The organism is Ruegeria sp. (assembly GCF_028066395.1).
Classification (GTDB): Bacteria; Pseudomonadota; Alphaproteobacteria; order Rhodobacterales; family Rhodobacteraceae; genus Ruegeria.
This window is the reverse complement of the sequence record NZ_JALCBM010000015.1, coordinates 15,954-30,158: the sequence shown is the minus strand read 5'-3', so window position 1 is coordinate 30,158 and position 14,205 is coordinate 15,954. Positions and strand designations below refer to the sequence as shown.

Genomic DNA, 14,205 nt, shown 5'->3' with positions numbered 1-14,205 from the left:
ATGCACGTCTTTCGCAGCATGATCATCGACGCCGACATCAACACGGTCTGGTCCGCAGTGCGCGCCTTTGACGGTGTAGAGACCTGGAACCCCGGCGTGGACCTGGCCGAGTTGGAAAACGGCACGCCAACCGCGACCGGGACGGTCCGCAAGCTGCATATCCCCGATGGCACGATCTTTCGGGAAACCCTGCTGGCGCATTCCGATCTGGATCACTCCTACACTTACGATATCCTCGAATGCCCCCTGCCGGTGACCGGATATGTCTCGACCCACCGGTTCTTGCCGATCACCCATACCGGCCAGACGCTGGGCATTTGGGAAAGCTGGTTCGACTGCGCCCCGGAGGACCGCGCCGAGATGGAAAGGATCGTGGGCGATGTCATCTATATCGGCGGCATGGCCGGGTTGAACGCATTTCTGAAGGGAGAATGAAGATGGCCGACACTCTTGCCCCCCGCGCCGTGATCGGCGTCATGACACCGGCAATGAACACCGTGGTGCAGCCCGAGTTGGAACTGCTGCGCCCCAAGGGCGTGACCAATCAGATGCAGCGGTTTCGTCTGGGTGGCGATGCCATCTCGGACGATCTGCCGGACGAGGCCGCCAAGCTGATGGATTGCAAACCGGCCGCCATCGCCGTGGGCCTGACCACCGATGCGGGCCCGGGTGGGCCGGACAAGTTGCAAGCGCGTTGTGAGGATATCTCGGACCAGATCGGCATCCCGGTTCTGGGGGCCTCCGGCGCGGATTACGCGGCCTTGCGGGCTTTGGGTGCAAAACGGGTCGGTATCGTGACGCCCTTCAACGCCGAGGTGGACGCTGTGGTCAAAGCCAACACCGAAGCTGCTGGGTTCGAAGTTGTGGCCATCAAGGGCACGCAAGCGCCCTCGCTGCCCGAAATCTGCGAAACACCGCTGGACGATATTCGCGCGGTGTTCGCGCAGGTGGCAGCATCGGAGTGCGATGTCATCCTTCAGGTCGGAACCGCCCTGCCCGTGGTGGCCTTGATTGCCGCACTGGAACAGGCCCATGGCAAACCCATCGTGGCCTGCAACGCGGCGGTCTACTGGCAAACGCTGCGCGCCATCGGGATCGCCGATGCCATCCCCGGTTTTGGACAGTTGTTGGAGCACCACTGAATGCGCACTCATGCTCAGGTCGTTGTCATCGGCGGCGGGGCCGTCGGGGCGGCCATTCTGTATCATCTGGCCAAGGCGGGCATCACCGAGACCGTCCTGATCGAGAAAAACGAGCTGACCGCCGGATCGACCTGGCATGCGGCGGGTAATATTCCGACCTATGCCAATTCCTGGCTTGGCATGTGGGCCGGGAACTATGCCTGGTCGCTGTACAAAGAACTAGCGAAAGACCCCGAGGCGCCGATCACCTATCGCCACACCTCGGCCATCTGGCCCGCGCATACGCCCGAGCGGATGCAGCTGTTCCAGCACCTCTGCGGCGTGTCGCGCTCTGCCGGGTTTGACCTGTCGATGCTGACACCGCACGAGATCGAGCAGATGCATCCCTATTGGCAGGCGGACGACACGGTTCTGGGCGGCATTCTGGACCCCTACGAGGGCGATATCGACCCCAGCCAGTTGACGCAGGCGCTCGCCAAACACGCCCGCGCCATGGGGCCCGAGGTGCGGCGGTTCACCCGCGTGACCGGATTGACCCAACGGCCCGGCGGCGAATGGGAGGTTCATACGCCTGACGGTGTGCTTGTCGCCGGGACGGTGATCAACGCGGCGGGCTCCAGCGGTGCGATGATCGCCGCGATGGCGGGGCTGCACCTGCCGGTCGTTACGTTGGAACATCAATACATGGTGACCACCGCCCTGCCGGAGCTGGAGGAAGACAGCACCCTCTTCCCCCTGATCCGCGACCCCGACATCCGGTTCTACCTGCGCCGGGAACGCAACGCGTTCCTGTTGGGCTCTTATGCGCATGAAGGGCGGCCAGTCTGGCAGGACGGCGTGCCCGCAGATTTCGACCACCAGCTGTTTGCCGATGATATCGATGGCATGATGGCTGTGTTCGAGGCCGCAGCATCGCACGTTCCCCTACTGGCCGAGGCCGGTGCGCAGCGCTTTGTAAACGGCCCGATCCCCTACGCCCCCGACGCGCTGCCGCTGGTTGGCCCAGCAGGCGGGGTGCGCAATTTCTACCACGCGACGGGGGTTCAGATCGGCATCACCCATTCCGCCGCCATCGGCAAAGCCATGGCGGAATGGCTGACAGAGGGCGAAACCGAATGGGACCTGTCCGCCTGGGACCCACGGCGCTTTGGCGACTGGGCCACGCAGGACTATGCGGCGGCACGGGCCTCGGAACATTATGACCTGCAATATGCCATCCCTTATCCGCACCGGATCATGTCCTCCGGTCGGCCCGTGAACCAAACGCCGCTCTATGATCACCTGCAGGGTCAAGGCGCAGTGATGGGCCAGATCGGCGGGTGGGAGCGCGCCTTCTGGTTCAAACGCGACGGGATAACCGATACCGAGACGCTCAGCTTTGGACATGAACCCTGGCAGGACGCGGTGCGGCTGGAATGTGAAACCGTGCGGGATGCCGTAGGTATCATGGATCACGGCGGGTTCACCAAATACGTCTTGGAAGGGCCCGAGGCTGCGGAGGTTCTGAACCGGCTGGTCTGTGGTACGCTGCCACCGGTGGGTCGGGTGCGGCTGTCCTATATGCTGACGCCCAAGGGCCATATCTGGTCCGAGGCGACGATTGCGCGACTGGCCGAGGATCGCTTTCTGCTCTGCGGCCCGACTCTGGCGGTGGATCGGGATTTCGGCTGGATTTCCCAGAACCTCGGTTCCGCCAACGCGACACTAACCAAGGGTTACGCCCATGACGGTGCCCTGATGGTGATGGGTCCGAAATCCCGCGACCTGCTGCAATCGCTGACCTCTGCCGATCTGCACGCCCCGTGGATGAGCGTGTCTGAGACCACCATCGCAGGCATCCCCGTCACCGCCCTGCGCGTCAGCTATGTCGGAGAGCTGGGATGGGAACTGCATGTCGCGTCCAGCGATCTGGAGGCGCTGTACACCGCGATCTGGCAGGCCGGGGCGGATCACGGCATCTGCAATTTCGGCTCTTACGCGCTGAACGCGATGCGGATCGAAAAGGGCTATCACGGCTGGGGCGCGGATTTCGGCACTGAATACACGCTGCTCGATGCCGGTCTGTCGAAATTCGCCAACCTGTCGAAAGGCCCGTTCATGGGGCGGGACGCGGTGGAACAGCAGCAGAAATCCGATCCCGACTGGCAGTTCGTGGGGCTTGAGATCACCGATCCGGGGCCGGAACCCCTGCCCTCGGACCCGATCCTCAAGGGCGGAGAGGTCATCGGATATCTCACCTCGGTCTCGATGGGGTATCGCACGGGCAAGCTGCTGGCGCTTGGTTATGTGGAACATGGGGCCTTGGCGATGGGGGACACCTGTCACATTCAGGCATTCGGAAAGATGCGTGCCGCCACCCGCCACAGCCACCATGTCTACGACCCCGACAACAGCAGGCTAAAGGCCTAAAGCGCCTTAACCAAACCCGCCATTCTGCGCGGCCCAATCGGCCAGCGCCTGACCGACCTGCAAAATCGGCCCCTGATCCTTGTCTTCGGTTCGGATCAGGGCCTGCCACGGAATGTCGATCCCGTCCTTGCCCACGCGCGCGCCAACCAAACGCCCGCCCCTGATCGCCGGGCGCACCGCCCAGCCCGCCAATACGCTGCTGCCCTGACCGGCAGCGACAAGTTCTACAATGGCCTCGGGCAGCTCAACCGTCGCGGCCCAGCGCGGATAGCTTTCCGACGGACGGAACAACCGCGCGAATTCGCGATCGGGTTCCGGCGTCAGCGTGTAGGTTATGAAATCCTCGCCCTCGATATCGGCCCCATCCACGTATGCCTTTCCCGCAAGGGGATGGTTGGGTGGCACGATAAACAGCAGCTCATCCGTGAACAGCGGCAGCTGATGCGTGCCGATGGGCTGCGCGTCGCCCGAGGTGACGATGATGTCGACATGCCGGTTGGTCAGCGCCCGAACCGGGTCACGCGTGACATTGGCCATCACTTGCAGTTCCACCCCCGGCAGATGCGTGCGCAGATAGGTGTTGAACCCGGGCAGCCAGTGATAGGTGCTGTAGGCCTCGACCCCGATGCGCACGACATGCTCCACCCCGCGATCCATGCGCCGCACATCGCGCTCGGCCCGGTCCATTTCGCTGAGGACCCGCTCGGCCATTTCGGCCAGATATTCGGCGGCAGGCGTCATGCGCAGCCGCTTGTGCATGCGGGTGAACAGCACCAGATCCAGCCGCCTCTCGGCCTCGCGGATGCGGTGGGACAGGGCCGAGGACGTGACCCCCAACGCCTCGGCCGCATCGGTCACGCGTCCATGTTTCGCGATGGCCTGAATCATCTTGAGATGCCGAAGATCAAGAAACGGGCCGTCCGCCATCGCCTCACCTGAGCAAAATTCACAATAACGCCTAATTTTCTTAATTGCCTTTCAGCATGGGTCAAGACGAAACTGGGCGGGAAACCGGAACAGGAAAAACCTCATGACACAGTCAAATCTGCAAAGCTGGCGCACCCGCGCGGATCAGGTCCTGCCCGCCGGAGGGTTCGGGAATTTCGACCCCGGCGTGGTTCTGAAACGGGGCCTCGGGTCGCATGTCTGGGATGAGGACGGCAAGGAATATATCGACTATCTGATCGGCTCGGGCCCCATGCTGGTCGGCCATGGCCACCCCGAGGTGATTGAGGCCGTGCAGGAACAGCTTGCCAACGGCATGACCTTTTTCACCACCAACGCGTTAGGCATTGAGCTGGCCGAAGTCATCTGCGACGCGATCCCCTGCGCCGATCAGCTACGTTACGTCTCGACCGGATCCGAGGCTGACATGTACGCCATGCGTCTGGCACGGGCCCATACCGGGCGCGATCTGATCCTGAAATTCGAAGGCGGCTATCACGGCATGTCCGGCGAGGCACTGATGAGCCTGGCCCCGCAGCACCTTGCCAACTTCCCCGAACCCGTGCCGGATTCCGCAGGCATCCCGCAGGCCACGCGCGACGGCGTAATCGTCGCCCCGTTCAACGACACCGCCTTCGCCCGCCAGATCATCGCCGAATATGCCGACCGGCTGGCCGGTGTCATTGTCGAGCCCCTGCAACGGTTGATCCCCCCGGTCCCCGGTTTTTTGGAAGCATTGCGGGAAGAAACGACCAAGCACGGCGTTGTGCTGATCTTCGACGAGGTCGTCACCGGTTTTCGACTGGCTTGGGGCGGCGGGCAAGAAGCTTACGGCGTCACCCCCGACCTGTGTACGCTGGGCAAAGTCATCGGCGGCGGGTTCCCCCTGGCGGCCATCGCCGGGACGGCGGATATCATGGCCCATTTCGACCTTGGGAAAGTCGGGCCTAAGGGGTTTACCTTTCAGATCGGCACCCTCAGCGGCAATCCCATCGCCGCCGCCGCCGGGTTGAAAACGCTTGAGATCCTGAAACGCGACGGGGCCTATGACAGCCTTCGTGCCGCCGGACAAAGGTTGATGAACACACTTGAGACCACCGCGGCCAAGGAAGGCCTGACCGCAACCATTGTCGGCGATCCTGTTCTGTTCGACATCGTCTTTGCCGCTGGTCCAGTGGTCGATTACCGCGACACGCTCCGCACCGATGCGGATATTCAAAACCGATTCAACGCCTCGCTTCGAGCCGACGGCATCCTGAAGCCGCCCATGAAGTTCTACCCCTCACTGACGCTGAGCGAGGCGGATATTGAGGCGACCGAACATGCGATTGCCCGTGCGATGAAAGCCAGTATGAATACATCGAACGGCTGCTGATACACAAAACGGCCCTCGCCGTGTGTCGAGGGCCAGGTAATTGATCATAATCCGCCGCTTGACGGCGGAAAGATCATGCCGGTTGGTTCAGTGGCGGCAGATCAGGGCTGGCTACGGCGTGCTCGCGCTTGGGCAGAACAGCCGAATGGCGCGACCGGTTGCCAGCGATCATGGACAGCAGGAAACCCGAGAAAAACGTCTGCACCCCGATGACGACCATCGTGAAGGCGGCGATCAGCGTACGCATCTCGTTCAGCGCCGCGAAATCGGATGCGATCCAGCCGGTCGCGATTGAGGCCGCCCAGGTCAGACCGCCCAGCGTCAGAACAAAGCCACCAAGCATCCAGTATTGCAGGCGCGAATAGCTCAACCAGTGGCGTGCGCGTTCGGTCGGCAACCGCAGACCGTCGCGATAGCTGCACATCAGCGCCGCCAGCCACAAAACCACGGTCTGCGACGACAGGACCATCGCTGCGCTGGCCGCAACAGCCCAGTGATCGCCAATCCGGAACCCGCCGATCAGGACCATTTCCTGATCGCCACCAAGCTGCAGCAGAGCGGTAATCGCAAAACCTGCAACAAACAGGAGCAGCGCCGGAACCAGAAACAGCCATGTCGGGCTGAGCAGGAACATATAAGTCAGATGCCGCAGCCCATCCCGCCACGGGTTCAAATGCGGCGCCCGTCCGCGCCCATCCGGGGACAGCGTAACCGGAACTTCGGCGATGTTCAGTTTCCGCAGCACGGATTTCAGCAGCATCTCGGATGCAAACTCCATCCCGGTCGAGGACAGGTTGAGCCGCTCCAGAGCCTCTTTCCGGATCGCGCGAATGCCACAATGGGCATCACCAATCCCGGTGCGGAACAGAATCCGAAGGATGCCCGACAGCGCCGGATTGCCGATGTAACGGTTCTTCCACGGCATCGCGCCCGACTTGATCTCGCCCTGGAATCTGTTGCCCATGCACAGATCCGCCCCGTCCATCAAACGTTCGATCATGGGGACGGCCTCGACGAAATCATAAGAACAATCGCTGTCGCCCATCACCAGATAGGTTGCGTCGCTGGCGGCAAAACCGCCGATCAGCGCGGCCCCGTAACCACGTTCTGATATGTTCACGACCCGAGCACCGGCCTGTTCCGCCAGGCCCTGACTGCCATCGGTACTGCCGTTGTCGGCCACGATGACCTCACCGATCAGGTGGTGTTTTTCCGCAAGTATCCGCAATGCATCTTGCGCGCGTTTGACACATGAAGAAATCGTCGCGGCCTCGTTCAGACAGGGCATCACGATAGCGACCGAGTTTGCGCTTGGCTCCATGGTTCAGAAAGCTCCCGATAGCGGATCTAACAATCAACAATAGTGAGCTAACAGGAGAATAGTGTCCAAATCGTGGCTGCAAACGGGCTATAGATGGATCATTGCACCCGGGAGTATCACGGTAATCTTGGGGGTTGAGGGGCCGAGGGCAATCAATGCCCCCGGCGCAAGTCACACGCTGCTGCCCGGAGCAGCTGTAAAAGTTGGCAGGTGCTTAAGGCGTGGTCGAAGCTGTCCTGAAGCAAAAAGAAGCATCAGCTAGCCGATTGTTCCGCCGCCAGTTCGCCGAATTTATCAAAAAACTTGCCCGACAGCTTTTTCGCAGTCCCCGCGATCAACCGGCTGCCCAACTGTGCGATCTTGCCGCCGATATCGACTTTGGCGGTATAGGTCAGCACTGTTTCGTCGCCATCCGGGGTCAGGGTCACATCCGCGCCGCCCTTGGCAAAGCCTGCAGCACCACCCTTGCCCTCACCCGACAGGGAAAACCCGTCCGGCGCGTTGGAATTGTCCAGCGTCACCTCTCCGGCAAAGCGCGCCTTGACCGGGCCGATCTTCAGGACAACCTTGGCCTCAAGATGTTCGGGGGAATGCTGGATCAGCTCTTCGCAGCCGGGGATGCATTCGCGCAGAATCTCGGGGTTGTTCAGCGCGCGATAGACCGTGTCGCGGGGGGCAGCGATGCGAATTTCGTCATTCAGTTCCATTGGGGTGTCCTTTGTTCAACAACATCTTGGAAAGACCCGCAGCGCCTCTTCGGTCGCTTCGTTCGGGGTCATGTTCGGGCGGGCGGGGCGAAAGGCCCGCAGCCAGTCACGCCATCTTTTCATCATGGGGGGCCTCCTTGGATTGGTCCGCGTTCCGCCACAGGATGATCTCGGCCAGGATCGACAGGGCGATCTCATGTGGGTCTATTGCATGGATATCCAGCCCGGCAGGGGATTTAAGCTGCGCCGCCCGCTCGGGCGCCAAACCCTGCGCAACCAGCTTGTCACACAGCACCTGCGCTTTGCGGTGGCTGGCCACCATCGACACGCGCCGCGCCGGGGTCTCAAGCGCCGCCTTCAACGCGGCTCCATCACCCTTGCCTTGTGAGGCGACGACGACAAAATCGCGCGCCTCAATGCCCAACGCGCTGACATCTGCGGGATCAAAGCTGGCATGGTCGGTGGCACATTCCGTTCCCTCCGGCAAGCAGACCCGCAAACCGGCAAGCGCCGCATGCGCGGCCAAGGCCAGTGCAATGGGCGAGTCACCAAAGATCACAACACGCGGGGCGTGCTGATAAGGTTCGACCAACAGATCAACCGTCCCGCCCGAGGGGCAACCGCTTTTGAACGTTTGAACATCATCCGGGTCCGTCATCGCCACCACCTTGTCTGATGGTTTAACACGGATCATTTTCGGCGTCCCGTGGGCAAAAGCCTCGCGCGCGGTTTCGCGCACCGCCCGCTGCACGCAGGCCCCGCCCAGATGGCCCAGTATCTGCCCGTCCCGCGTGATCGCCGCCTTGGCCCCCGCCTTGGCCGAGGTCGCATCCGCCGTGCGCAAAACCGTCGCCACGCAAAAGGCATCCCCCTTGCGACGCAGCGCGTCAATCGTATCGAATATGTCGAAACCTGCCATGGTCGGGTCCTTTCACAGCTTTCGGAATTCAGGTTCCAGCGCGGCCAGGGCGGCCAGCGTGTTGGCGGGCAAATGCGCATCCAGATGGGGCAGTGCCTCTTGCATGGCCGCCGCGATGGGCTGGTAATCCTGCCACCCTTTCAACGGGTTCAGCCAGACGATCCGCCGCGTTTTGCGCCGGATACGCGCCAACACCGCGCCCAGCGCCTGCGGGTCGGAACTGCAATAACCATCCGACAGGATCACAACCACAGTCCGCCCGTTCAGCGCGCGGGCGCCATAGCCGGTCAGAAAACTTTCAAGACTGCCCGAGATATCGGTGCCGCCGCCAAACCCCTCGGCCATCAGCGACAGCCGCCCGGCGGCGCGCAGCGTGTCATGGTCGCGCAGCGCATCGGTGACGCGCATCAACCGGGTGTGAAACAGATAGGCATCCGCCTCGGTCCCGCTGCCGATCAGCCCTTTTAGAAAGGCCAGAAAGACCCGCGAATAGACCGTCATCGAGCCGCTGACATCACACAAAGCCACAATCCGCATCGGACGAGGAGGACGGGCGCGGCGATACAAATCCATCGGCTCACCCCCCCGCGCAAGGCTGGCGCGCTGTATCCGGCGCATATCCAGCGCGGGACCACGCAACGCCTGTTTCCGCCGCCGCGACCGACGATCCCGGATCGCGCGGGCGATTGCGGTGGCCGTGGCCTCGGCCTCTTTCAGCGCCGCCTCATCCATCAGTTCCCGCAAATCCCGGCGCGACAGGTTGGCCGTGCGGGTTGCGATCAACTGACCATCCATCCCTTCGGCCTCACCATCGCCCGCACCCGGAGTGGTGGTCTGATCCGTCCCCGCATCGCCGGTCTCAGGTCCCTCCCCCTGCCAGATCATAGGCTTGGCCGACTGCACCCGAACATGCGTGTCCTGCGCCAATCCACGGCGCTGCTTGCCGGCGTTGAACCAATAGGCGTCGAACAATTCGTCAAAGCGCCGCCAGTCGTCGGCATCCCCCGCCAACAGCGTGCACAGCGCCTGCCGCGCCTGCGCCACATCGGTTGCCTGCACAGCCCCCAACGCGGCCAGCGCATCGCCAGTCTCCTGCGGGCCGACTCGCATCCCGTTCATCCGCAGATGCCCGATAAAGCCCGACATCCGATCGGCCAGCCCCTGCGCCCGGGAGGGAAACCGCGTCACCTGCATCACGCCACCTTGCCGATCAGCCGGTCCATCACCTCGGGCGGGGCGGCATCATAATCAGCGGCGGTTTTCAGAAGACAGACCAGAGTGGCCTGCACCTCCTCCCGCGATTTGGCCAGATCGTTGACGCCTAACCCGGACAGGGCGGCGGCCCAATCCAGCATCTCGGCAATACCCGGCGTCTTCTCAAGGTCTTCCTTGCGCAAAGCCTGCACAACGCCAATGATCTGCCGCGCCAGCGCCGCTTCGACCTCAGGCATCCGCGCCCGCAGGATCGCCATCTCGGTCTCGCGCGACGGGTAATCGAGGTAACTGTACAAACACCGCCGCCGCAACGCATCCGACAGGTCCCGCGTGCCATTCGCCGTCAGGATCACGATAGGCCGCGCCCGCGCACGGATCGTCCCAAGCTCAGGGATGGTGATCTGAAAGTCCGAGAGGATCTCAAGCAGAAACGCCTCAAACTCCTCATCTGCGCGGTCGATCTCATCAATCAACAGAACCGGAGGCTCTTCCGCACTGATCGCCTCCAACAAGGGGCGTTTCAACAGATATTCATCCGAAAACAGCTGCGCCTCGCTGGTGCCCCCCTGCGCCTCACTGGCACGGATCGCCAGCAACTGACGCTGATAGTTCCATTCATAAATGGCATGGCTGGCATCCAGCCCTTCATAACATTGCAACCGGATCAGACGTGCCGCACGCCACGCCGCCAGCGCCTTGGCCACCTCGGTCTTGCCAACACCCGCAGGCCCCTCCAACAACAAGGGCCGCCCGAGCGACTGCGCCAGATGCAGCGCCATCGCCAACCGATCATCGGCGACATAACCCTGCGCGGCCAATCCGCTTTGCACATCACTCAAAGTCAAACCAGGATCCAATCTTCATCTGGCCATAAATATCCCGGGGGAGGTGCGGAGGGGGCAGCGCCCCCTCCGCCTCGGTCGGACCGGCCTCAGCCGGTCCGAACCAAATCACCCATGCATCCCCAACCCATTGGCAATCTTCCAGATCCGCCAGTGGTCATGCGGCATGTGGCTCTGCACCAGGCCAAACGGCCGGAATGCATCATGCACCGCGTTCGAGAAACAAGGCACACCACCCACATTCGGGCTTTCACCCACACCCTTCGCGCCAATCGGATGGTGCGGGGACGGCGTCACCGTATAATCGGTGATATAGTTCGGCGTCTCCCACGCGGTCGGCAGGAAGAAATCCATCAATGTACCGGTCTTGACGTTGCCCATCTCATCATAGGCAATTTCCTGACCCATCGCGATGGCCAGTGCCTCGGTCACACCGCCATGGACCTGCCCGTCGATGATCATCGGGTTGATCCGCGTGCCGCAATCATCCAGCGCATAGAACTGCCGGATGTCCCATTCGCCGGTATCCACGTCGATCTCCATGACACAGATATAGGCCCCGAACGGATAGGTCATGTTCGGCGGGTCATAATAGCTGACCGCCTCCAGACCGGGCTCCAGACCCGGAATGGCCTGATTATAGGCGGCAAAGGCGATTTCCTTCATGGTCTTGAACCGCTCGGGCGCGCCTTTGACCGAGAACCGATCCACGTCCCATTCGACATCGTTGTCGTGGACCTCCAGCAGGTAGGCCGCAATCATCTGCGCCTTGGCGCGGATCTTGCGCGCGGCCATGGCCGTCGCAGCCCCAGCCACAGGTGTTGACCGGGACCCATAAGTGCCAAGCCCATAAGGCGCGGTATCCGTATCACCCTCTTCCAGCGTGATGTCATCGGCAGGAAGGCCGATCTCGCTGGCGATGATCTGGGCAAAGGTCGTGGCATGGCCCTGACCTTGGCTGATCGTCCCCAGCCGCGCGATGGCAGAGCCCGTCGGGTGGATGCGAATCTCGCACGAGTCAAACATGCCCAACCCGAGGATATCGCAGTTCTTCACCGGCCCGGCACCCACGATTTCCGTGAAATGCGTCAGACCGATACCGATCAGCTTGCGGGTCTTGCCAGCCTTGAACTCCTCGATCCGCTGCGCCTGTTCCGCCCGCAGACCGTCATAGTCCACAGCCTTAAGCGCCTTGTCCCAGGCAGTGTGATAATCGCCCGAGTCATATTCCCAGCCCAGCGCCGACTGGTACGGGAACTGATCGGCCTTGATGAAGTTGATCCGGCGCAGTTCAGCCGCGTCCATGTTCAGCTTGATCGCCAGAACCTCGATCATCCGTTCGATGAAATAGGCAGCCTCGGTCACGCGGAAGGAACAGCGATAAGCGACCCCGCCCGGAGCCTTGTTGGTATAGACACCGTCCACAGCCAGATAGGCGGTGGGGATGTCATAAGACCCGGTGCAGATGTTCATGAAGCCCGCTGGAAACTTGGTCGGGTCGGCGCAGGCGTCAAAGCCACCGTGGTCAGCGGTGGTGTGACACCACAGCCCGGTGATCTTGCCATCCTTCGTGGCCGCAATCTTGCCCTGCATCCAGTAATCGCGGGCAAAGGCGGTGGACATCAGGTTCTCCATCCGGTCCTCGACCCATTTCACCGGCTTGCCGGTGACGATGGACGCCACGACCGAGCAGACATAGCCCGCGTAAGCGCCAACCTTGTTGCCAAATCCGCCACCGATATCGGGGCTGATCACCCGGATATTGTGCTCGGCCAGACCCGAGATCAGCGATACCACGGTACGGATCGCATGCGGCGCCTGGAACGTGCCGTAAAGCGTCAGCTTGCCGGTTACCTTGTCCATGCTGGCCACAGACCCGCAGGTCTCCAGCGGGCACGGGTGGGTGCGATGGTAATAGACCATCTCTTCGGCCACCACATCTGCCTCGGCCAGAATGGCCTCGGTCGCGTCCTTGTCGCCCTGTTCCCAGGTGAAGATGTGGTTGTGATGCTTGCGCGGCCCGTGCGCGCCCTCGGTCTGACCTGCAAGGTCCTCGCGCAGGACGACATCGGATTTCAGCGCTTCGAACGGGTCGGTGATGACCGGCAGTTCTTCGTAGTCAACCTCAACCAGTTCCACCGCGTCCGCGGCGATGTAGCGGTCTTCGGCAACCACAAAGGCCACTTCCTGGCCCTGGAACAGCACCTTGCCGTCGGCCAGAACCATCTGCTTGTCACCAGCCAGCGTCGGCATCCAATGCAGGCCCAGCGGTGACAGGTCTTCGGCGGTCAGAACAGCGATCACACCGGGCAGCGCCAAGGCGGCCTCTTTGTTCACACTGACGACACGCGCATGGGCATAAGGCGAGCGGACAAAGTCACCGAACAGCATCCCGTCCAGCTTGATGTCATCGACATAATTGCCCTTGCCTTGGGTAAAACGCATATCCTCGACGCGTTTGCGGGCGCAGCCCATCCCTTTGAGATTAGCAGCGCGTTCTTCGGGTGTCAGAGTCTGATCGGTCATTCCGCAGCCTCCTTCTGAGCGTTCAGCATATCGGCCGAGGCCGAGATTGCTTTGACGATGTTCTGATATCCGGTGCAGCGGCAGAGGTTCCCGGCCATGCCGAAACGGATTTCCTCCTCAGACGGGTTCGGGTTTTCCTGCAGCAGGCGATGCGCGCGGGTGATCATGCCCGGCGTACAGAAGCCGCATTGCAGCCCGTGATGCTCGCGGAACATCTCTTGCAGAACCCCGAGGCTGCCGTCGTCATTGGTCAACCCCTCGACAGTGGTAATGTCAGCACCGTTCACCTGCGCCACAAAGGTTGTGCAGGATTTGACCGACTTGCCATCAATATCGACGGTACAGGCCCCGCAATGGCTGGTTTCGCAGCCGATATGAGGGCCGGTGATTTTCAGATCTTCCCGCAGGAAGTGGATCAGCAGCGTGCGTGGCTCGGCCAGACCTTCGACCTCTTTGCCGTTCACGGTGAGTTTGACGTGCATCTTCGACATTGTTTTTCCTCCCCTCAACCTGCGCGGCTTTGTGCGCGGTCGATGGCGCGGCGCAGCATCACGGCGGCCACGTGTTTCTTGAATTCGACAGGTCCGCGGTTGTCTTCAACCGGATCAATCGCGTCGAGCATCGCGGCAACGCAGCCGTCAACATCACCCCCGGCCAGCGCCGTTCCGGCCTCTTCGGACCAGATGGGCGTGTCGGCCAGATTGGTCATCGCGACCGAGGCGGTGCCGTTGCCGACCATCACCGCAGCCGCAGCCGTGGCATAATCGCCGATCTTGCGCTTTTGCTTTTCATACGCCTGCCCGA

The 14,205-nt window shown here is 62.0% G+C and carries 12 protein-coding genes and 1 pseudogene; 4 read left to right on the top strand and 9 right to left on the bottom strand.

Going from position 1 to position 14,205, the window contains the following annotated elements; genetic code table 11:
- From MPJ51_RS07065 to MPJ51_RS07055, 3 genes are read left to right on the top strand one after another with little or no spacing between them, the layout of a single operon-like run.
- Entirely contained in the window at window positions 1-435 is a 435-nt protein-coding gene (locus tag MPJ51_RS07065) for an SRPBCC family protein (protein WP_298383833.1), read from the top strand.
- A gap of 2 nt (window positions 436-437) precedes the next feature.
- Window positions 438-1,142, top strand: a complete 705-nt coding sequence (locus MPJ51_RS07060) for a hypothetical protein (protein WP_298383830.1) — start codon at window positions 438-440, stop codon at window positions 1,140-1,142.
- The gene (locus MPJ51_RS07055; protein ID WP_298383826.1) at window positions 1,143-3,551 is read left to right on the top strand and encodes an FAD-dependent oxidoreductase; all 2,409 of its coding nucleotides are present in this window, start codon (window positions 1,143-1,145) and stop codon (window positions 3,549-3,551) included.
- A 6-nt stretch (window positions 3,552-3,557) separates the two neighbouring features.
- Here MPJ51_RS07055 and MPJ51_RS07050 read toward each other — a convergent pair whose 3' ends face one another.
- Window positions 3,558-4,478, bottom strand: a complete 921-nt coding sequence (locus tag MPJ51_RS07050) for a LysR family transcriptional regulator (RefSeq protein WP_298383824.1) — start codon at window positions 4,476-4,478, stop codon at window positions 3,558-3,560.
- A gap of 103 nt (window positions 4,479-4,581) precedes the next feature.
- Between MPJ51_RS07050 and MPJ51_RS07045 the strand changes: the two genes are divergently transcribed.
- Entirely contained in the window at window positions 4,582-5,871 is a 1,290-nt protein-coding gene (locus MPJ51_RS07045) for an aminotransferase class III-fold pyridoxal phosphate-dependent enzyme (protein ID WP_298383822.1), read from the top strand.
- Between the two features lie 73 nt (window positions 5,872-5,944).
- Here the strand turns inward: MPJ51_RS07045 and MPJ51_RS07040 are convergent, their stop codons facing one another.
- The 8 genes and pseudogenes from MPJ51_RS07040 to MPJ51_RS07005 form a co-directional block, all read right to left on the bottom strand.
- Window positions 5,945-7,192 (bottom strand): glycosyltransferase family 2 protein, encoded by a 1,248-nt coding sequence (locus MPJ51_RS07040; RefSeq protein ID WP_298383820.1) that lies wholly within the window; start codon window positions 7,190-7,192, stop codon window positions 5,945-5,947.
- A 254-nt stretch (window positions 7,193-7,446) separates the two neighbouring features.
- Window positions 7,447-7,899, bottom strand: a complete 453-nt coding sequence (locus MPJ51_RS07035; protein WP_298383818.1) for a carbon monoxide dehydrogenase subunit G — start codon at window positions 7,897-7,899, stop codon at window positions 7,447-7,449.
- 106 nt (window positions 7,900-8,005) lie between these two features.
- A complete protein-coding gene (locus MPJ51_RS07030; RefSeq protein WP_298383815.1) occupies window positions 8,006-8,818 on the bottom strand; it encodes an XdhC family protein in 813 nt (270 codons plus the stop codon).
- 12 nt (window positions 8,819-8,830) lie between these two features.
- Window positions 8,831-10,012, bottom strand: a complete 1,182-nt coding sequence (locus tag MPJ51_RS07025) for a VWA domain-containing protein (protein ID WP_298383813.1) — start codon at window positions 10,010-10,012, stop codon at window positions 8,831-8,833.
- On the bottom strand, window positions 10,012-10,878 hold the full coding sequence (locus MPJ51_RS07020; RefSeq protein WP_298383810.1) for a MoxR family ATPase: 867 nt from the start codon (window positions 10,876-10,878) through the stop codon (window positions 10,012-10,014). Before MPJ51_RS07020 ends, MPJ51_RS07025 begins: the two co-directional genes overlap by 1 nt.
- A 105-nt stretch (window positions 10,879-10,983) precedes the next feature.
- Window positions 10,984-13,401 carry an aerobic carbon-monoxide dehydrogenase large subunit gene (locus MPJ51_RS07015; protein ID WP_298383808.1) on the bottom strand — a complete coding sequence of 806 codons (2,418 nt, stop codon included), beginning with the start codon at window positions 13,399-13,401 and terminating at the stop codon, window positions 10,984-10,986.
- Window positions 13,398-13,892: a (2Fe-2S)-binding protein gene (locus MPJ51_RS07010; RefSeq protein WP_170771236.1), complete on the bottom strand. Its 495-nt coding sequence runs from the start codon at window positions 13,890-13,892 to the stop codon at window positions 13,398-13,400. The genes MPJ51_RS07015 and MPJ51_RS07010 overlap by 4 nt, the downstream gene beginning before the upstream one ends.
- Window positions 13,893-13,906: 14 nt before the next feature.
- Window positions 13,907-14,205: pseudogene (locus tag MPJ51_RS07005) on the bottom strand (xanthine dehydrogenase family protein subunit M); the annotation flags it as partial.